Below are 18,102 nucleotides of genomic sequence, written 5' to 3'. Positions count from 1 at the left end.
TGAGGCGCGCCCTTAGGTTGGGCTCAGGTCGTGCTTAGCGCGCGTCTGGTCCAAATCATTGTCAAAGATTGTAAAGGTGGTAGCGGTAACGAGGTGTTCGCAGGTTCAGCCTAACTGTTCTCAAGCGCCAAGAGAGCGAACGTCGCCAACCAATGTTCGCCCATATAATCGCCAGAGACATGCGGAACAGCAGCCGCCAGGTGGCTCATGGCGGCGTTCACCGCGTGGGCTTGGCCGGCGTCATGCTCTGACATGGATCCCGCCAACAGGCGCCAGCACCAGGCGCGCGAGAGATTCAGCCCGTCCAGATGGGCGATCTTGCCGTCGGTACGGTCGCTGACGCGGGCAGGCGTGAACAAGGTCGCTGGTTGCTTGTCGGCCAGATGGGGCAAAAAGCGCGGAAACCAGAGATCGAAGCGCTCGCGCGGCAGCAGCCGCCGCATCGCTTCAGCCTCCATCAGGGCCGGAGAAAGGAAGTCGTCGCCGGACGGCTCCCACGCTTGGCAATCGGCGTCCTGACCGTACCAGATCAGCGCCCGGTTCTGCAGCAGATCGAAAAACGCCTGATCACCGGTCATTTCGGCGAACTCATAGGCGAGCGCCAGCGCGAACGCGGTGTTGTAGTGCGTGCCGGCGCGAACTGGATAGTCGGCGATCGGCAGGAAGGCTTCGAACCGTTGCTTGAAGGCCAGCGCCAGCGGAGCGTGGATTTGCGCCCACGGGCGGTTGTGCCGCAGCAGTTCGGCCTGCAGCATCAGGCTCCAGGCCCAGCCGTAGGGGCGTTCAAAGCCCCGGCTCTCCGGACGCTGCAGATAGGCGACCTCGCCAGCGACCTTCTCTTCGGTGAAGGCGTCGTCGAACAGCGCCGTGATGGTCGGCGCTTCGGCCATCTCTGGACGCAGGCGCAGAAGGGTGGCCAGCAGCCAGTAACCGTGCACGCACGAGTGCCAGTCGAAACTGCCGTAGAAAATGGGATGCAGCGCCTGAGGCGATTGCACGTCCTCTGGACCGCCCATCACGTGGTCTAGCTTGTTGGGATACTCGCGGGTCAGGTGGCCCAGCGCGATCTTGGCGAAGCGGGAGGCAGTGGAGCGGGCGAGGCTCATCGATGGAAAGCCAGGGCGTTCATCAGGATCACGTTGACGATCAGCATCAGGACGGCCGTGGGCGCCTGGGCGCGGATCACGGCGTAGCGGTCCTTCAACTGCAGGAGGGCGGCGGGCACAAGATTGAAGTTGGCGGCTAGCGGCGTCAGTAGCGTTCCGCAGAAGCCCGACAGCATGCCGATGGCGCAGACCACGGCCGGGTCCCCGCCGAAATGACCGATGACCAGCGGCAGGGCGATGCCGCCCGTCATGACGGGGAAGGCAGCAAAGGCGTTGCCCATCATGACTGTGAAAGCCGCCATCCCCAGGCAGTAGGCGGCGACGGCGGCGAAGCGGTTGTCGACGGGGGTGATCATCACGGCGATCTCGCCGATCGACTTGCCGACGCCCGCCAGCGCGAACACCGCGCCCAACGCCGCCAGCATCTGCGGCAGCAGCGCCGCCCAGCCTACAAGATCCATCAGGCGGCGGCCCTCCTGAACCGGCGCGCCGGCGGGCTGCTTGAACATCACCTGGGACAGAACCGCCGCGATCAGCGCCGCAAGAGCCAGCGCGATCAGGGTCGCCTGTTTGGGATCGACCAGATGCACGCCCTGGACCATCAAGTGCTTGAAGGTCAAGGACCCGGCCAGGACCAGCACCGGGATCACCAGGGCGGGCGCGTAGAGTTTCACGCCATGAGCCGCCGCCAGACTCTCCCGCTCTTCGGGTGAGGTGCTCTTCGGCGCACCGACGCCTAACTGGCCGCTCCCGGCGATCAGCGCCAGGCACATCACCAGCACTCCGTTGCCTAAGTCGCCCAGATGGTCGCCGGCCAGGAAGCTCAAGGCGAACAGGCCCCAGAAGGCGGCGTTGCCGAAACGCTTGGGATTCTCACGGTCGCCGGCGCTGAGCACGGCGAAAGCGGCGAACATCAGCCCCGACAGCAGGTAGACGAGCGGCAGGCCGATCATGCGGCGTCCTCCGTCTTGGGCGCGAGGTGGCGGTCGAACATCAACAGCCGTGCGCCATGGATCAGGAAGGCGGCGATGGCGGTCGGAATCGCCCAGACCGAGAGGGCCAGGGGCTCGACGGTGATGCCGCTCTGGTCCAGGAAACCGACGATCAGCAGGATTGAGCCGATCGCCAGGAAGATGTCCTCGCCGAAGAAGAGGCCGATATTGTCCGTGGCCGCGCTCATGGCCCGGACCTTCTGGCGCTGGTCGTCGGACAGGGGCTCCGCGGCGGCCTCGGCCATGGGCGCCAGCAGCGGACGGACGGTCTGGGCGTGGCCGGCGACCTGGGTCAGACCCAGCGCGGCAGCGACCTGGCGCAGCGCCAGATAGGCCAGCAGGATCCGTCCCGCCGTCGCCGCCTGCAGGCTCTGGATCGTGCGCCGCGCCTGTTCGCGCAGTCCCACGCGCTCCAGCACGCCGATGGCGGGCAGGACCAGCCAGGCGACGCTGACATAACGGTTGGTGTTGAACGCCTTGCCAAACGCGGCCAGCACCTCGACCGGGGTCAGGCCCGCAGCCAGGCCCGATGTCATGGCGGCGGCCACCACGACCAGCAGCGGATTGAACCGCAGGGCGAAGCCCAGCACGATCACCGCAACGCCCAGTAGGCTCAGCATCCCCGGCGACTCCCCCTCATTCCGAGGGGGACCGTCCGACGGCTTGGCCTTGCTGGCAAGCCAGTGTCGCATCGCTGCGGACGAGGTTCCGCTTGACGACCCGACGCCTCGGCGCGACGCTCAACTCAACAATGATAACCTACGGGAGGCCCCAATGGCCGACGGCGCTATGCCCATCACATCCCTGAAGGGCAAGGTCAGCGAAGCGGAATGGCAAGCGCGGGTCGATCTCGCCGCCCTCTATCGTCTCGTGGCCCTGCACGGCTGGGACGACATGATCTTCACCCATATCTCGGCCCGCATTCCGGGCCCTGACCATCATTTCCTGATCAATCCCTATGGGATGTTCTTCGGCGAGATCACGGCCTCGAGCCTGGTGAAGGTCGATCTCGAGGGCAACGTGATCGACAAGACGCCATACTACATCAATCCGGCGGGCTTCACGATCCACTCGGCCGTCCATGCCGCGCGGGACGACGCCCACTATGTGATGCACCTGCACAGCGACCAAGGCGTGGCGGTTTCGGCGCACAAGGAAGGCCTGTTGCCGCTGACTCAACATTCGCTAATCGTCTTGCCTCAACTCGCCTATCACGATTATGAAGGCATTGCGCTCAACCTTGAGGAGCGAGAGCGCATCGTGGCCGACCTTGGCCAGAAGAAGCTGATGATGTTGCGCAACCACGGCACCCTGTCGGTGGGCGCTTCCGCGGCTGAATGCTGGTTGGGTATGTTCTTCCTGGAGCGAGCATGCGCGCAGCAGGTGATGGCGCTTTCGATCGGACGCGAAAACGTCCTGCTGGCCCCCGACGCCGCGCAGGACGAGGTTCGCAAGCAGACCGGTATGGGCATGGGCATGATCGGCGGCCTGGCTTGGCCGGGCTGTCTGCGCAAGCTCGACCGCGAGTCGCCGGGCTACGCCGACTAGCCACTGCTTCAGACGTCGCAAAGGCCGCCGTGATCCTGGTGATCGCGGCGGCTTTTTCGTGTCTGGGCGTCGATACGGCGACCGCAGGCGCCTGGCCCGTTCCGCCGGGCAAGACGCAGGTCATCGTCAAGTACGAGCGACAGACCGCCGATCAGGGCTTTGATCCGCAAGGCCAACAGATCGACATCAACCGGCGCCGCGACGAGGCGGTTTCCATGTTCGTCGAGCGCGGCTTGACCGAGCGGCTGACACTGCAAGCCAAGGCGGGCGTCACACGTGGGCGCGACCGATGGACGGACTACGCAGGCCGAGGGCCGATTGAGCTGGGGCTGCGTTGGGCCGTGCGCCAGGACGACCGCTCAGCGCTGTCGCTTTATCTTGGAGCGGCCGAGGCGGGCGCGGGGCGAAACGCCGGCTATGCGGCGCCCGGGGAGGGCAGTCTGGATCTGGAGGCCAGAGTGCTCTACGGACGTTCGGCTGTCTGGCGCGGGAAGCCGGTCTATCTGGATGTCCAGGCCGCCCGGCTTCGGCGAGAGGGGCTGGCGGACGAGAACCGACTGGATGTTACGCTGGGCCTTCGTCCGACGTCCAAAACTCTGGTCCTGGCGCAGACCTACGCCGGACAAGCCGAGCGCGAAGGCCCGGATTCGCAGTGGCTGAAGAGCGAGATTTCAGTCGTCCGCGCCTTTGGACCCTGGAGCGCGCAAGTCGGCTGGCGAAACACCCTGGCGGGGCGCGAAACCGCCCGAGATCGCGGCGTCGTGCTGGCTCTATGGCGTAACCTCTAGCGTATTTCAGCGCTGCAACACACAGTCATCCTGGTGTCACTGGACGTCGGTTTACGGTGCGGTCATATCTCGCCGCGTTTGTCACCCCGCCGAGCTTGTTCGGCGCCCGGAGCACTTCCTTGATCCGTAGGCACTTCTTCCTCGTCGTGGCCCTGGCCGCCGTCGTTCTCATGCTGGGCGTGGGCGGCTTCAAGCTGGCTTTCGCCAACAAGGAGACCAAGGGCGGTGGCGGCGGTGGCCGCGCGACCGCCGTCACGCAGACAGTGGTCGGCGAGCGCTCGTTCACGGACCGTATCGAAGTGCTGGGCGCGGCCAAGGGCCGCCAGTCGGTGACCATCACCTCCAACACCGCCGAGCTGATCACGGCCGTCCGCTTCACCGACGGCCAAGCCGTCTCGCGCGGTCAGGTCTTGGTCGAGCTCAAGGCTGAAGCCGAGGACGCCGGCATCGCCGAGGCCCGTGCGCGTCTGGCCCAGGCCGAGCGGGACTACAAGCGCTGGAAGACCTTGGCGGACAAGGGCATCGCCCCGCGCGCCACCGCCGAGCAGTACTTGGCCGCCTATGAGACGTCGAAGGCTGCGGTCGAATCCGCCCAAGCCAACAAGCTTGACCGCGTGATCCGCGCCCCCTTCGCCGGCCGCGTCGGGATCTCGGACGTCGCGCCGGGCATGCTGATCAGCCCCGGCACCGCGATCGTCACCCTCGACGACACTGCTGTGATCCGCGTCGATTTCTCGGTCCCTGACCGCTATCTGGGAACCCTGCGCGTCGGCCTGCCGATCGTCGCCAAGCCCGACGCGCTGCCGGGCGAGACGTTTCAGGGACGCATCGCTCAGCTCGACACCCGCATTGATCCGACCACGCGGGCGCTCAAGGCCCGCGCGGAATTCCCCAACGCCAGCGGACGCCTGAAGCCGGGCATGCTGGTCAAGGTGGCGATCGACCAGGGCGTGCGCACCAGCGTCGCCGTGCCGGAAGCCGCCGTGCAATTCGAGGGCGAACAGGCCTCGGTCTATGTCGTCGCCAAGGGGCCGAAGGGCATGGTCGCGCGCCGCACTGACGTCAACACGGGGCTCACCGAGGGGGGCTTTGTCGAAATTCGCTCGGGCTTGAAGACGGGCGACAAGATCGTCGCTGATGGTCTGAACAGGATTCAGGACGGCGCCTCGATCGCCGGCGGCAAGTCTGGCGAAAAACCGGGACAAAAGGCTGACGCCAAGGGCGGCGCTGACCGTAAGGCCGGCTGATGCTGTCCGATCTTTCCGTCCGTCGCCCCGTATTCGCCGCCGTCGCGGCGATCATCCTCTGCGTCATCGGTCTGGCGGCGTACACCTCGCTGCCGATCCGCGAGCTGCCCAGCGTCGATCCGCCCGTAGTGTCGGTCTCGACCAGCTATCGCGGCGCCTCGGCCGAAGTCATCGAAGAGCGCATCACCCAGGTGATCGAGCGCCAGGTCGCCGGCATCCAAGGCATCGACCGGGTCAATAGCTCGTCGCGCGACGGCCGCTCGAACATCAGCATCACATTCAATCTGGACCGCGATCTGGACGCGGCCGCCAATGACGTGCGCGACGCCGTCAGCCGCGTGACCAGCAACCTGCCGGATCAGGCCGATCCGCCGCAGATCGCCAAGGCCAACGCCGACGCTGCGCCGATCATCATTCTGAACCTCACGTCCACAACGCTGAACCCGTTGCAGCTGGCTGACTATGCTGACCGCTATCTGGTCGAGCGGATGTCGACGATCGACGGCGTGGCCCAGGCCAACCTGTTCGGCGCCAAGATCTACGCCATGCGGATCTGGCTCGACGCCAACGAGATGGCCGCGCGCGGCGTTACGGTGGACGATGTCGAGAGCGCGCTCAACGCGCAGAACCTCGAGTTGCCCGCTGGCTCATTGGAGAGCTCGGCCAAGGACTTCACGATCCGGGTGGCGCGTAGCTACGCCAAGCCGGAAGACTTTGCGCGCCTGCCGCTTCGGGCCGCCAACGGCGCTGGCTACGTGCTGCGCTTGGGCGACGTCGCGCGGATCGAAGAGGGGCCCGATGAGCGCCGCCGTCTGTTCCGGGGCAACGGCGTCGATCAGGTCGGCATCGGCCTGACCCGCCAGTCCCAAGCCAATGACGTCGAGATCTCCAAGGCCGTCCGCGCCGAGGTGGAGGTCATCAACCAAACCCTTCCCCCAGGCACCAAGATGGTGGTGGCGGTCGACAACTCGGTTTTTACCGCCGAGGCGATCCACGAGGTGTGGATCACCATGGCTCTGTCGATCGGCCTGGTGGTGCTGGTCAACCTGCTCTTCCTGGGCAGCTGGAGGTCGGCGCTGATCCCGTCGATCGTCGCCCCGATTTGTATCCTGTCGACCTTCATCATCCTGGCGCCGCTGGGCTTCTCGCTGAACCTGCTGACGCTGCTGGCCCTCGTGCTGGCCGTGGGTCTGGTGGTCGACGACGCCATCGTGGTGGTCGAGAACATCCAGCGCCGGGTCGATGAAGGCGAGCCGCCGCTGGTGGCCGCCGAGCGCGGCACCCGCCAGGTGTTCTTCGCCGTCGTGGCGACCACCATCGTGCTGGTGTCGGTGTTCGCGCCGCTGATGTTCCTGCCGGGCTACATCGGCCGTCTGTTTGTGGAGCTGGCCGTAGCGATCGCGGCGGCGGTCGCCTTCTCGGCGCTGCTGGCGCTGTCGCTGTCGCCGATGATGGCGTCTAAGCTGCTGCGCCCGGCGCATGGCGAAGGCTGGTTGGCGCGACGTGTCAACAAGGCCATGGGCGCGCTGAGCGCCTCCTATCGCGCGTCTCTCTCCCAGATTCTGGGCGGGTGGTCGGCGGCGATCTCTGGCGGGCTGGTGCTGCTGCTGGCGGGTTTCGCGGCGCTGTTGTTTGTAAGCCTGCCTAAGGAGCTGGTGCCGGCCGAAGACCGTGGACGGGTGGACGTCTCGATCTCGGCGGCCGAGGGGGCGGGTTACGACTACACCTCGGCGATTGGTCTGAAGATCGAGAAGGTCCTCGACAAGTATCGCCAGGATGGCGTTTCCGAACGGACCATCATGACCATCCCCCGATTTGGCGGGAACTCGTTCAACAGCGCCAACGGCGTTGTCGCGCTGAAGCCCTGGGGGGAACGCGAAAAGACCGCTGACGAGGTCGCTGCGGAGCTCAACAAAGAGCTCTCCAAGTTCACCAGCGTTCGCGCCGTGGCCAGCGTGCGCGGGCCGTTCCAGCGCGGTGGCGGCGGTGGCGGTGGCGGCGGCACGAACGTCGATCTCATCGCGGTCGGCAACGACTACGTACAACTGGCGCAATGGCTGAAGCCGATCCTGGCGGAGGCGCAGGACAATCCGGGCCTGGCCCGTCCACGCCTGGACTATGAGCCGACAGCGCCGCGTCTGCTGGTCCAGATCGACCTCGACAAGGCGGCGACGCTCGGCGTCTCGGCGCAGTCGGTCGGCCGCGCGCTTGAGACCATGTTCGGCTCGCGCCGGGCGACCACCTACATCAAGAACGGCCAGGAGTACGACGTAATCCTGCAGACCAATCTGGATCAGCGCCGGAGCATCGAGGATCTGAACCGCCTCAATGTGCGGACCAGCACAGGGGCGATCGTGCCGCTGTCCACCGTGGTCACCACCGAGTTGAGAGGCGACACGCCGGACCGGCCCCGCGTTGACCGTTTACGTTCGGTGACGCTGACGGCTCAGCTCAATCCAGGCTACACGGTCGAGGACGCCGTGGCGTTCTTCAGAGATCAAGCTGCGCAGCGCCCTGTGCCCGGCGTCAGCATCAAGTGGGGCGGTCAGGCCAAGGACTACATTGAAGGCTCCGGCGGCATCGCCATCGCCTTTGGTCTGGCGCTGCTGTTGGTGTTCCTGGTGCTAGCGGCGCAGTTCGAGAGCTGGATCCACCCTGCCGTCATCATGCTGACGGTGCCTCTGGCCGCGCTGGGCGGCTTGTTCGGCCTGCTCATGACCGGCTCGACCATCAACACCTACAGTCAGATCGGTCTGATCATCCTGATCGGCATCGCCACCAAGAACGGCATCCTGATCGTCGAGTTCGCCAACCAGCTGCGCGACGAGGGCCTGACGGTGCGCGAGGCGGTGATCGAGGCGGCGGCCCTGCGCCTGCGTCCGATCATCATGACCTCGGTCTCGGCCGCTATGGGCGCGCTGCCGCTGATGCTGTGGGCGGGCGCGGGCGCGGGCAGTCGTCAGACGATCGGTGCGGTGATCTTCACCGGCGCGATCTTCGCCACCCTGCTGACGCTGTTCATCGTTCCGGTGTTCTACGACCTCCTGGCGCGCTTCACGAAGTCGCCGGAGTGGACGGCGCGCCAGATCGAAGCGTATGAAGCCCAGGAAAAGTCGGGTGAGGGGCAAACCTCACCCGCATAAACCGGGTGAGGAAGCATGCCTGACGGCTCTCTGACGGCCAAGCGGCAGGAAATCGCGCTGCTTCGGCGTCTCGAGGAACGGATCCTCTGGTTAGCGGCGTGGACCATCCACAACGCCAACCATCTCCGGGAAAGCCGCGACGGCCTGAAGGTTGGCGGCCACCAGGCGTCTAGCGCCTCGCTGACCACGATCATGACGGCGCTCTATATGAAGGCGCTGCGACCGCAGGACCGGGTGGCGGTCAAGCCGCACGCCAGTCCCGTCTTCCATGCCATCCAGCACCTGTTTGGCCGGCAAAGCCTGGATAATCTCAAGCGTTTCCGGGCGCTCGGCGGCGCGCAGTCCTATCCCTCGCGGACCAAGGACGTCGACGACGTCGACTTCTCGACAGGCTCGGTGGGCCTGGGCGTGGCCATGACCGCCTTCGCCTCGCTGACCCAGGACTATCTGGCGGCGCGTGGCGCAGTGAAGCCTGAGAAGATGGGGCGGATGATCTCGCTGCTGGGCGACGCCGAGCTGGACGAGGGCAATATTTACGAGGCCCTGATCGAGGCCTGCAAGCACGACATCCGCAACACTTGGTGGATCGTCGACTATAATCGCCAGAGCCTGGATGCGACCACCCAGGACCGGATGTTTACCCGCTATGGCGAGATCTTCGAGGCGGCCGGTTGGGCTGTCGAGACGCTGAAATGGTCCAGGCGCCAGCGCGAAGCCTTCGCCAGGCCGGGCGGAGACCGACTGCAGGCCTGGATCGAGACCGCTCCTAACGATCTCTTCTCGGCGCTGACCTATCAGGGCGGCGCGGCTTGGCGGGAGCGGCTGACCGCAGACCTCGCCGACAGTCCCGACGCTCTGGCCCTGATCGCGGCCTATAAGGACGCCGATCTCGCCGAGCTGATGACCGAACTGGGCGGGCACTGTCTGGAGACGCTGCTGGAGGCCTTTGAAAGGGCCAGCCAGGATGACCGCCCGCGCTTTTTGATCGCCTACACCGTCAAGGGCTTGCGGCTGCCGTTCCAGGGCCACAAGGATAATCACGCGGGCCTGATGACCCCGGCCCAGATCGCCGAGCTGCGGGCGCGTCTCGGCGTGGTCGAGGGCGAGGAATGGGACCCTCTGTCGGGCCTGTCATCCGCCGAGCGCACCGCGATCAAGGGACTGGTCGCGCGCGCGCCGTTCGCCGCCGAGGTCGAGCGCGAGCATCTTGCGCGGTCCATCCCCACGCCGTCGGCCGACGAACTTCTAGCCGCGGTGACTGGCGGCGGCGATCAGTCGACGCAGGCCGCGTTTGGCAAGGTGATGTTCGAGATCGCCGCGCGAAAGGACGAGTTCGCGGGCCGCGTGGTCACGACCTCGCCGGACGTGACGGTCTCGACCAATCTCGGCGGCTTCGTGAACCGCCGCGGGGTCTTCCAGCGTCGCGCCCACGACGATGTCTTCAAGCGTCGGCGCATCCCCTCGGCCCAGGTGTGGTCCAAGGCCGAGACCGGCCAGCATGTCGAACTGGGTATCGCTGAGAACAACCTGTTCATCGCACTGGCCGCGCTGGGTCTGACCGCGCCGCTATTTGGCGAGCGGCTCTTTCCGGTCGGCACGCTCTACGATCCCTTCATCGCCCGTGGTCTCGATGCGTTGAATTACGCCTGCTACCAGGACGCCCGGTTCCTGCTGGTGGCGACCCCGTCCGGCCTGACGCTGGCGCCGGAGGGCGGGGCGCACCAGTCGATCAACGCACCGGTGATCGGCATGGCTCAGCCCGGCCTCGATACCTACGAGCCGGCCTATGCGGACGAGACAGCGGTGTTGATGGCGCATGCCTTCGACCGCATCCAGGCCAAGGATGGCGCCTCCACCTATCTGCGCCTGTCGACGCGAGTTATCGCCCAGCCGGAGCGAACGGATGACGCCTGGCGGCAGGGTGTGATCGACGGGGCCTACTGGCTGAAAGCTCCAGCGCCGGGCGCGCGACTGGCGATCGTCTATAGCGGCGCTTTGGCGCCCGAAGCGCTCTCGGCTTTCGAGGCCCTGGTCGAGGACATGCCCGAGGCCGGCCTGCTGGCGGTGACCTCCGCCGACATGCTGCACCGAGACTGGACCGCCTCGGGGCGGGCGCGTTGGACAGGGGAGGGGCGCCGCCCCTCGACGATAGAAAGCCTATTGGCGCCTCTGGATCGCGATGCGGGCCTGGTGACCCTGACCGACGGAGCCCCGTTAGCTCTGTCGTGGCTAGGCTCGGTCCGTGGTCAGCGGGTTCGCGCGCTGGGCCTGGAGACTTTTGGGCAGTCAGGAGACCTGCCAGATCTCTACGCCAAGTATCGCCTGGACGCCGACGCTGTGCTGGACGCGTGCGCTGACCTTTTGGCTTAGAAGCCGCTCAGGATCGTCATCCCTGACAACAGGCCGTTGCGGAAGTGGTAGGTCAGGCGAGCGCGTGTGTCGGACCAGATCTGGCCCTGTTCGGTTTCGACCGCGTACTGGGCCTCGACGGTCAGGGCGTCCTCAGTCTCCGCGAGCACCGCGATCAATTGGATGTTCGGCCTTATGGCCGCGAATACGCGTTCGAAGTGACCCAGAACGGCGTCTTGGCCAATGAGATCCTCGCCCGTTTCAAGCGTGTTCGGCCAAGTCGCATCGGGATGGATGAACCGGCGCAAGGCGGCGGCGTCGCGGGCGTTGAACACCGCAAAGGCCTCTTCCAGTACGGTGCGCAAGGCGCTCACGGCGACTCCTCGCCGCTGTCGTCGACGTCCTGTTCGATGATGCGCCCCGCCTCAAGTCGATACCAGACCGTGACGCCGCCATCCTGCCACAGGCGGCCGTTCGCGCCGCGCGCCTCGACCTGCAGCCGGGCGCGGACCCGATCGTCCGCCTCAAGGACATAGTCGCGCATCGCCAGAGTGACCTGCAGGGTCTCAAACAGGTGCTCGAAGTATCGTCGGATCGCCGGGCCGCCGCTGATGTACCCGTCTTCCAAGTTGTCCTGGAAGCGGGCCTCATCGGCATAGCAGCCTACGATTGCGTCGATATCGTGGGCGTTGATCGCTTCGTATAGCCGCCGCAGAAGGCGCTCGACGCCGTCAAAGCCTTCGACCGCATAGTCTTGCTCGCTGTCCAGCCGGGTGATCAGGCCATCGACCATCGTGAAGCGGTGTCGTACCCGCAGGCTCGACCACAACGAACCGTCGGCGGCGCTAACGACAGTCTGGCGCGCCAGCACTTCAACCTGACCCGGAGCGGCCGTGAACAGGGCGATGGGTTGATGTCGCACCCGTAGCGGAGCCGTGGCCGTCTCGAAATAGTCGCGCACGGCGTCGACGCCCTCAAGTCGACGGTCCTCAACCTCGTCGGGCCAGGACACGTCGGGCGCCAGTCCCGCGATCACACGATCGAAGGCGCGACTGTTGAAGGCCTCGTAGAGTTTCGCGATCCGGTCTTCGTCAGGCGTCATGGGCGTCGAACGGCGTTCTCCGTGCAGCCTGTGTCCATGCGCCAGAACGGGCTGCCCGGGAGCGTGTAATATTGCCGCACGGACTATTTCGCTGGAGCCTTGAAGCCCGTCTCGACCTTCAGATAGGCGATCAAGTCGATCCGGTCCTTCTCACCCTTGATGCCCGCGAACGTCATCTTGGTGCCCGGCATGAAGCCGCGAGGATCGGCCAGCCACTTGTCCAGCTGCCCAGCGTCCCAGACGAAGCCTGCCGCCTTCACCGCGTCCGAATAGCTGTAACCCTCCTTGGCGCCGGCCTTGCGACCGAACACGCCGTAGAGGTTGGGACCAGTCAGGTCAGGGCCGCCTTCAGTAATGGTGTGGCAGGAGCGGCAGAGCGCGAACTTGCTCTGGCCGTTCGACAGATCGCCGGTGTTGTAGGGGGAGGGGAGGGAAGCAAGGATGGCGGCCTTCTCGACGTCGGTCGGCGCGGGCGCGGCGGCTGCCGCTGGTGTTGGCGCGTCGGCGGGGGCCTCGCTGGAGCTTCCACCATCCTTCGAACATGCCGAAACGGCCAGGCAAAGAGCCGCGACGGCGGCCAGTTTCAACGATCGCATACTCATCCTCGACTGACGTTTCGTCGCAGGTTCTGCGACGCCGCGACGCATTCCAAACCCTTATAAAATCTGGTCCCGCAGCTTGTCACGTAACAACGGTCCTTAACCGTGGAGGTTACAGCAAGGCTGCGACAATTGTTGGTATCTACGTGATTCTCATGGCGAAAAGTGAACTTGCAAAACGTGGGTCTGCACATAACCGTTTGACGGTCGTTAACCATAAATCTTACCCCTTTTCTCACGGAGCGGGCTGGCTCCGGGCAGGGCTGGAAGCAAGATCATGGACTGGAGCGAAGAACGGACCGCGACCCTGAAGAAGCTGTGGCTGGAGGGCCTCAGCGCGAGCCAGGTGGCGCGACAACTGGGCGGCGTCAGCCGTAGCGCGGTGATTGGCAAGGTGCACCGACTGGGCATCACGGTTCGCGAGACGCCCGTCCGCAAGCGCGCCACCACCGTCCGGGCCCCATCGCGTCTAGCGGTTCGCCAGCGCCCCTCGCGCGACGTCGCCGTCCCCCGTATCGCCCCGCGCTTTGAACGCATCGAGGAAGATCTGCTGCCGACCTCGGGCATTCTGGGCCTGGGCGCCCATTCGTGCCGCTGGCCGATCGGCCATCCGGAGAATGATGACTTCGGCTTCTGCGGTCGTCCGAAGACCAGCGCGCGCGGCTCCTACTGCGAGCAACACAGCCAGGGCGCCTTCCGCCGACTGGGCAGCAGCGAGGCGGTTGAGGCCTGGGCGCTGAAGGGCGTCAAGGAGAAGCGGGTGCAGCCTCGACTGGTCTGATCGACCGCAACCGCAAAAACCGCCCTCAGAAACTCCCACGATAGCCACGAGCCGTCCCATGAACATGGTCCTGATCGAGAACGCAGCCGGCAGCAGCCAAGTGATCACCATCATCGAGGAGTTCGCAGGTCACTCCGTGTCCCGCGATCTCAATCCTGGCGATCACGCGGAGATCCCCGTCACCCAGTTCAAGTCGATCACCGTGCGCGAGACCTATCCAGATGACTGGTTGACCCGTGGTCTGCACCGGAACCGCGTCGCCGCCTGACCCCCAGCAGCGGTCTATGCCCAAACTGAGCTCAAGACGTCCGACCCCGCGAAGCCTTTCGCGGGGTTTTTCGTTTCCGTCCCGGCGCTGCGGATTGCGTGGCTATTAACCTTGTGACACACAGAGCGCCGTTTTGCGGGGGCGGACACAAAGATGGGCGAGGGGGAACAGCGCGCCGAGGCAGGGCCCGATCACGCGCTGCCGTTGTCGAGCTATCTGAGCTATCTGCTCTATCAGACCGAGCAACATCGTCGCGCCGTGGCCGCCGATCTCCTGGCTCGGCACGGTCTGTCCTTCGCAAAGTGGGTGGCGATGATCTCGCTGCGGCGGTTCGGCGATCTGTCGATGACGCGTCTGGCGAAGCTGGCGGCCACCGATCGCACCACCCTGACCCGCTCCATCGACGGCCTGATCGCCGATGGCCTCGTGGCCAGAGAAGCTTCGGCGCGCGATCGCCGCATTGTGGTGATCCGACTGACCGAAGCGGGGCGGACCCTGCTGGAAGCGATCCGGCGCGAGATCCGTCCGCTGAACCAGGAAGTCTGCGCCCAGCTGACCACAGAGGAGCAGGCGACCATGACCCGGTATCTGCAGAAGATGCTGGGCGGCCTGATCGTCGAACCCGACTGGAAGCAAGACGTCATCGCCTTCAGCGCGCCTGCGCCGCCCGAAACGGTCTGAGCAATCCTCAGTCGTCGAACTTCACCCGTCCGCGGCCCGACTTTACGGTCCCGCGCTTGGCCTTGGTCTCCAGTCGCTTGAGCTTGCTGGAATAGGTCGGCTTGGTGGCTTTGCGGGGCTTGGGCTTTTCCGTGGCCCGGCGGATCAGGTCGACCAGACGGTCAAGCGCGTCCTGCCGGTTCATCTCCTGCGAGCGCGAGCCCTGGGCGAACAGCACCAGCACCCCGTCCTGGGTCAGGCGGCTGCCCGCCAGCGTTTCCAGCCGCGCCTTCACGTCGTCGGGCAGGTAGGGTGAGTTGCGCACGTCGAAGCGTAGCTCGATGGCGGTCGCGGTCTTGTTGACGTGCTGGCCGCCAGGGCCCGACGCGCGGGTGGCCTTCCAGACCAGGTCGTCTTCGTCGATCCGTAGCCAGGACGTGATCTCGATCATCGCGGGCATGGGATCACCGCGGCGCCGCGCGCTTGGCCTTGACCACCAATTGGTCCAGCGCCTGCAGGAACCGCGAGCGATCAGCGTTGGCGAACGCCGCCGGCCCTTTCGTGACCTCGCCCATCGAACGCAGATGCTCGCCGATCGAGCGTGAGGCCAGCGCCGAGCCGATCATGTCGTGTGAGAACACCCGCCCGTTGGGGGCCACGGCCGCGCCGCCCGCCTTCAACACCCGATCGGCCAGGGGAATGTCGTTCGTGACGACGACATCGCCGGGACCGCACCGCTCGGCGATCCAATCGTCGGCGACGTCCGGCCCCGCGTCGACGACGATCTGTTCGATCACCGGCGTCTGCGGTACGCGGATCCAGCTGTTGGAGACGACAAAGGTCTTGAACCCATGCCGGGCGGCGACCTTATAGGCCTCGTCCTTCACGGGGCAGGCGTCGGCGTCGATGAAAAGCGTGGCGACCATCGCGCAAGACCCTGGACGAGGGAAATGGTGCCGGCTGAGGGGATCGAACCCCCGACCTTCGGTTTACAAAACCGCTGCACTACCGCTGTGCTAAGCCGGCGTGGGCCAGTGACCCGAGGTGAGGGCTTATGCCGTCTGTCGCCTCGAACGGCAAGGGGCGCCGATCCTCGACGCGCGGCGGGAACAAACAGCTCTCCCGCCAGGAACGCGTAAGCTTGCGCGCGGCGACCGGGAGAGGTCGCGCAGTACGAGCTCCCCCGGAAAACCTATACTTTTACAGTGTCTTGATCGGGTTGGTTCAGTCCGTCTTCGGCTTACGCTTCAGGCCACCCAGCAGCGCCCCGGCGATTGTGTAAGTCACGAGCTGATAGCCGCCATCGATGACAAGCAAAGAGAGCGTGCCCGCCGCATAGATATAGTTGAGGGCCGCCACGGTCAGGGCGAATGCCACACAGGCGCTCAGCGCCGTTTTGGCCCCGGCGACATAGCCTTCGGCGCCAAGGCGCCGGATCAGCCAGTCCAGACCCAGCAGGATGACGATCATGTTCACGACACCTAGCGCCATCTTCCAGTCCTGACCGATGAAGTCGGCCTCGGTCAGGCGCTGGGCCTCCATCCAGGCGGCGCTGAAGAGGTTGCCATACCAGAGGATGCCGATCGCCTGCCCGGCGACCAGAGCCACCACAAGGCCCAGCCAGTTCACGTTTTTCATAGACGTTTCCCCCGAAACGGCCGGATCGCGCTGATCCGGCTCAGCTTTCGGAAGGCTGCGCCCAAGAACGCTGTTCGGTCAATCGGCTTGCGCTTTCGTTTCCGGCCCGAGCCTTCTATATGCGGACCCTTCCAAGCGTTCCGTAGACTCCCCCGAAAGGCCGCGCCCGCATGGCTCGCATCCTGATCACCTCCGCCCTGCCGTACATCAACGGCATCAAGCACCTGGGGAACCTCGCGGGCTCCATGCTGCCGGCGGACGTCTATGCGCGTTTCAAGCGAGCCCAGGGCCACGAGACGCTCTATATCTGCGCCACCGACGAGCACGGCACGCCCGCTGAGCTGGCCGCCGCTGCGGCTGGCCAGGACGTGGCGACATACTGCGCCGAACAGCACGTGCTGCAGCATGATGTGGGCCGGGCGTTCGGCCTCTCCTGGGACCATTTCGGCCGCTCGTCCTCGCCACAGAACCATCGCCTGACCCAGCATTTCTGCCAGGCGCTGGAAGACCACGGCCTGATTGAGGAACGCGTCGACCAGATGGTCTATTCGGTCGACGACAAGCGCTTTCTGCCCGACCGCTATGTCGAGGGAACCTGCCCGCACTGCAAATTCGAAAAGGCGCGCGGCGACCAGTGCGACAACTGCGGCAACCTGCTGGACCCCACCGACCTGATCGACCCGTATTCGGTGATCTCCGGCTCGCGGAATATCGAGGTGCGCGACACCAAGCACCTCTACCTGCTGCAGACCAAGATGCAGGACAAGATCCGCGCCTGGGTCGACAGTCACGCCGACTGGCCGCCGTTGGCCCGCTCGATCGCCTACAAGCATCTGGACGAGGGGCTGATCGATCGCGGCATCACCCGTGACCTGGCCTGGGGCATCCCGGTGGCCCAGAACGGCGTCCCGCGCCCGGGCTTCGAGGAAAAGGTCTTCTATGTCTGGTTCGACGCCCCGATCGAGTACATCGCCGCGACCCAGGAATGGGCCGAGGGCTCGGCCGACCGCGACTGGAAGCGCTGGTGGCGCACCGACGCGGGCGCCGACGATGTCCGCTACGTCCAATTCATGGGCAAGGACAATGTGGCGTTCCACACGGTCAGCTTCCCGGCCACGATCCTCGGCTCCGAAGAGCCGTGGAAGAGCGTCGACATGCTCAAGGCCTTCAACTGGCTGAACTGGTATGGCGGCAAGTTCTCAACCTCAAACAAGCGCGGCGTGTTCATGGACGCTGCGCTTGAGATCCTGCCGCCCGACCTGTGGCGCTGGTACTTGACGGCCAACTCGCCGGAAGGTTCGGACACCGCCTTTACCTGGGAACAGTTCGCCAGCGCCGTGAACCGCGACCTGGCCGACGTGCTGGGCAACTTCGTCAACCGCATCCTGAAGTTCAACGAAAGCAAGTTCGAGGGCGTGGTCCCCGAGGGCGGCGAGCCGGGGCCGCTGGAAGAGAAGATGTTCGCCGATGTTTCAGCGCGGCTTGCGGACCTCGCCGAGCAAATGGACGCCATCGAGATCCGTAAGAGCGCCCAAGCGCTGCGGGCCCTCTGGGTTGTCGGTAACGAGTATCTGCAGGAAGCCGCGCCGTGGACGGCGATCAAGACCGATCGCGACCGGGCCGCCGTCATTGTCCGCACCGCCCTGAACCTTGCGGCGCTCTACGCCAAGATCTCGGCCCCGTTCATTCCGTTCGCCGCCGAGAAGATCGGCGACGCCTTTGGTCTTGCCTCCCCGGCCGCTTGGCCATCGAACGACGCCAAGGCCGAGCTCAACACCCTAGCGATCGGCGCTCCGGTGACCGTGCCCGAGGTCCTGTTCAAGAAGATCGAGGACGAGCAGATCGCCGAATGGACGGCGCGCTTCGGCGGCGCGGAGTAAG

The 18,102-nt window shown here is 65.5% G+C and carries 18 protein-coding genes and 1 tRNA gene; 9 read left to right on the top strand and 10 right to left on the bottom strand.

The window, feature by feature from the left end; translation table 11 throughout:
- Positions 1 to 110: 110 nt before the first annotated feature.
- The 3 genes from ACT53N_RS03275 to ACT53N_RS03265 are packed head-to-tail and all read right to left on the bottom strand — an operon-like array spanning position 111 to position 2,718.
- A complete protein-coding gene (locus ACT53N_RS03275; protein WP_476062528.1) occupies positions 111 to 1,106 on the bottom strand; it encodes a DUF2891 domain-containing protein in 996 nt (331 codons plus the stop codon).
- The gene (locus ACT53N_RS03270) at positions 1,103 to 2,059 is read right to left on the bottom strand and encodes a DUF979 domain-containing protein (RefSeq protein WP_476062527.1); all 957 of its coding nucleotides are present in this window, start codon (positions 2,057 to 2,059) and stop codon (positions 1,103 to 1,105) included. The genes ACT53N_RS03275 and ACT53N_RS03270 overlap by 4 nt, the downstream gene beginning before the upstream one ends.
- Positions 2,056 to 2,718, bottom strand: coding sequence for a DUF969 domain-containing protein (locus ACT53N_RS03265; RefSeq protein WP_476062526.1), 663 nt, complete (start codon positions 2,716 to 2,718; stop codon positions 2,056 to 2,058). Before ACT53N_RS03265 ends, ACT53N_RS03270 begins: the two co-directional genes overlap by 4 nt.
- A gap of 154 nt (positions 2,719 to 2,872) precedes the next feature.
- Here ACT53N_RS03265 and ACT53N_RS03260 point away from each other — a divergent pair, with 154 nt between their 5' ends.
- The 5 genes from ACT53N_RS03260 to ACT53N_RS03240 all read left to right on the top strand — a co-directional run bounded on the left by ACT53N_RS03260 (position 2,873) and on the right by ACT53N_RS03240 (position 11,194).
- Positions 2,873 to 3,646, top strand: a complete 774-nt coding sequence (locus ACT53N_RS03260) for a class II aldolase/adducin family protein (RefSeq protein ID WP_476062525.1) — start codon at positions 2,873 to 2,875, stop codon at positions 3,644 to 3,646.
- Positions 3,647 to 3,684: 38 nt separating this feature from the next.
- Positions 3,685 to 4,434: a hypothetical protein gene (locus tag ACT53N_RS03255; protein WP_476062673.1), complete on the top strand. Its 750-nt coding sequence runs from the start codon at positions 3,685 to 3,687 to the stop codon at positions 4,432 to 4,434.
- A 119-nt stretch (positions 4,435 to 4,553) separates the two neighbouring features.
- On the top strand, positions 4,554 to 5,681 hold the full coding sequence (locus tag ACT53N_RS03250) for an efflux RND transporter periplasmic adaptor subunit (protein WP_476062524.1): 1,128 nt from the start codon (positions 4,554 to 4,556) through the stop codon (positions 5,679 to 5,681).
- Positions 5,681 to 8,824, top strand: coding sequence for an efflux RND transporter permease subunit (locus ACT53N_RS03245; RefSeq protein WP_476062523.1), 3,144 nt, complete (start codon positions 5,681 to 5,683; stop codon positions 8,822 to 8,824). The genes ACT53N_RS03250 and ACT53N_RS03245 overlap by 1 nt, the downstream gene beginning before the upstream one ends.
- A 15-nt stretch (positions 8,825 to 8,839) precedes the next feature.
- On the top strand, positions 8,840 to 11,194 hold the full coding sequence (locus tag ACT53N_RS03240; protein ID WP_476062522.1) for a transketolase: 2,355 nt from the start codon (positions 8,840 to 8,842) through the stop codon (positions 11,192 to 11,194).
- Here the strand turns inward: ACT53N_RS03240 and ACT53N_RS03235 are convergent.
- From ACT53N_RS03235 to ACT53N_RS03225, 3 genes are all read right to left on the bottom strand, one after another.
- The gene (locus tag ACT53N_RS03235) at positions 11,191 to 11,547 is read right to left on the bottom strand and encodes a nuclear transport factor 2 family protein (RefSeq protein ID WP_476062521.1); all 357 of its coding nucleotides are present in this window, start codon (positions 11,545 to 11,547) and stop codon (positions 11,191 to 11,193) included. The genes ACT53N_RS03240 and ACT53N_RS03235 overlap by 4 nt on opposite strands.
- Complete coding sequence (locus ACT53N_RS03230; RefSeq protein ID WP_476062520.1) at positions 11,544 to 12,275, bottom strand: nuclear transport factor 2 family protein; 732 nt, start codon at positions 12,273 to 12,275, stop codon at positions 11,544 to 11,546. Before ACT53N_RS03230 ends, ACT53N_RS03235 begins: the two co-directional genes overlap by 4 nt.
- Before the next feature lie 83 nt (positions 12,276 to 12,358).
- The gene (locus tag ACT53N_RS03225) at positions 12,359 to 12,871 is read right to left on the bottom strand and encodes a c-type cytochrome (RefSeq protein WP_476062519.1); all 513 of its coding nucleotides are present in this window, start codon (positions 12,869 to 12,871) and stop codon (positions 12,359 to 12,361) included.
- Between the two features lie 280 nt (positions 12,872 to 13,151).
- Here ACT53N_RS03225 and ACT53N_RS03220 point away from each other — a divergent pair, with 280 nt between their 5' ends.
- From ACT53N_RS03220 to ACT53N_RS03210, 3 genes are all read left to right on the top strand, one after another.
- On the top strand, positions 13,152 to 13,655 hold the full coding sequence (locus ACT53N_RS03220; RefSeq protein ID WP_476062518.1) for a GcrA family cell cycle regulator: 504 nt from the start codon (positions 13,152 to 13,154) through the stop codon (positions 13,653 to 13,655).
- Positions 13,656 to 13,713: 58 nt separating this feature from the next.
- Entirely contained in the window at positions 13,714 to 13,923 is a 210-nt protein-coding gene (locus tag ACT53N_RS03215; protein ID WP_476062517.1) for a hypothetical protein, read from the top strand.
- A 153-nt stretch (positions 13,924 to 14,076) separates the two neighbouring features.
- Positions 14,077 to 14,604 (top strand): MarR family winged helix-turn-helix transcriptional regulator, encoded by a 528-nt coding sequence (locus ACT53N_RS03210; RefSeq protein ID WP_476062516.1) that lies wholly within the window; start codon positions 14,077 to 14,079, stop codon positions 14,602 to 14,604.
- Between the two features lie 7 nt (positions 14,605 to 14,611).
- On the opposite strand, the gene arfB is transcribed toward ACT53N_RS03210, so the two are convergent.
- From arfB to ACT53N_RS03190, 4 genes are all read right to left on the bottom strand, one after another.
- Positions 14,612 to 15,043: an alternative ribosome rescue aminoacyl-tRNA hydrolase ArfB gene (arfB, locus tag ACT53N_RS03205; protein ID WP_476062515.1), complete on the bottom strand. Its 432-nt coding sequence runs from the start codon at positions 15,041 to 15,043 to the stop codon at positions 14,612 to 14,614.
- A 4-nt stretch (positions 15,044 to 15,047) separates the two neighbouring features.
- The gene (locus ACT53N_RS03200; protein ID WP_476062514.1) at positions 15,048 to 15,509 is read right to left on the bottom strand and encodes a YaiI/YqxD family protein; all 462 of its coding nucleotides are present in this window, start codon (positions 15,507 to 15,509) and stop codon (positions 15,048 to 15,050) included.
- A 25-nt stretch (positions 15,510 to 15,534) separates the two neighbouring features.
- Positions 15,535 to 15,609: transfer RNA gene (locus ACT53N_RS03195), tRNA-Thr, on the bottom strand.
- 198 nt (positions 15,610 to 15,807) lie between these two features.
- A complete protein-coding gene (locus ACT53N_RS03190; RefSeq protein WP_476062513.1) occupies positions 15,808 to 16,221 on the bottom strand; it encodes a DUF1761 domain-containing protein in 414 nt (137 codons plus the stop codon).
- Between the two features lie 170 nt (positions 16,222 to 16,391).
- On the opposite strand from ACT53N_RS03190, the gene metG reads away from it, so the two are divergent.
- Positions 16,392 to 18,101, top strand: a complete 1,710-nt coding sequence (gene metG / locus ACT53N_RS03185) for a methionine--tRNA ligase (protein ID WP_476062512.1) — start codon at positions 16,392 to 16,394, stop codon at positions 18,099 to 18,101.
- Position 18,102 lies beyond the last annotated feature (1 nt).

The organism is Caulobacter sp. DMC95 (genome assembly GCF_056313785.1).
Note: the sequence above shows the minus strand (reverse complement) of the source record. Positions and strands in the feature narration are given on the sequence as shown.

Coding starts and splice junctions, on each gene's coding strand:
- metG (WP_476062512.1), top strand. CDS start 16,392: ATGGCTCGCATCCTGATCACCTCCGCCCTGCCGTACATCAACGGCATC.
- ACT53N_RS03220 (WP_476062518.1), top strand. CDS start 13,152: ATGGACTGGAGCGAAGAACGGACCGCGACCCTGAAGAAGCTGTGGCTG.
- ACT53N_RS03230 (WP_476062520.1), bottom strand. CDS start 12,275: ATGACGCCTGACGAAGACCGGATCGCGAAACTCTACGAGGCCTTCAAC.
- ACT53N_RS03245 (WP_476062523.1), top strand. CDS start 5,681: ATGCTGTCCGATCTTTCCGTCCGTCGCCCCGTATTCGCCGCCGTCGCG.
- ACT53N_RS03215 (WP_476062517.1), top strand. CDS start 13,714: ATGAACATGGTCCTGATCGAGAACGCAGCCGGCAGCAGCCAAGTGATC.
- ACT53N_RS03260 (WP_476062525.1), top strand. CDS start 2,873: ATGGCCGACGGCGCTATGCCCATCACATCCCTGAAGGGCAAGGTCAGC.
- ACT53N_RS03200 (WP_476062514.1), bottom strand. CDS start 15,509: ATGGTCGCCACGCTTTTCATCGACGCCGACGCCTGCCCCGTGAAGGAC.
- ACT53N_RS03190 (WP_476062513.1), bottom strand. CDS start 16,221: ATGAAAAACGTGAACTGGCTGGGCCTTGTGGTGGCTCTGGTCGCCGGG.
- ACT53N_RS03225 (WP_476062519.1), bottom strand. CDS start 12,871: ATGCGATCGTTGAAACTGGCCGCCGTCGCGGCTCTTTGCCTGGCCGTT.
- ACT53N_RS03240 (WP_476062522.1), top strand. CDS start 8,840: ATGCCTGACGGCTCTCTGACGGCCAAGCGGCAGGAAATCGCGCTGCTT.
- ACT53N_RS03265 (WP_476062526.1), bottom strand. CDS start 2,718: ATGCTGAGCCTACTGGGCGTTGCGGTGATCGTGCTGGGCTTCGCCCTG.
- ACT53N_RS03270 (WP_476062527.1), bottom strand. CDS start 2,059: ATGATCGGCCTGCCGCTCGTCTACCTGCTGTCGGGGCTGATGTTCGCC.
- ACT53N_RS03275 (WP_476062528.1), bottom strand. CDS start 1,106: ATGAGCCTCGCCCGCTCCACTGCCTCCCGCTTCGCCAAGATCGCGCTG.
- ACT53N_RS03210 (WP_476062516.1), top strand. CDS start 14,077: ATGGGCGAGGGGGAACAGCGCGCCGAGGCAGGGCCCGATCACGCGCTG.
- arfB (WP_476062515.1), bottom strand. CDS start 15,043: ATGCCCGCGATGATCGAGATCACGTCCTGGCTACGGATCGACGAAGAC.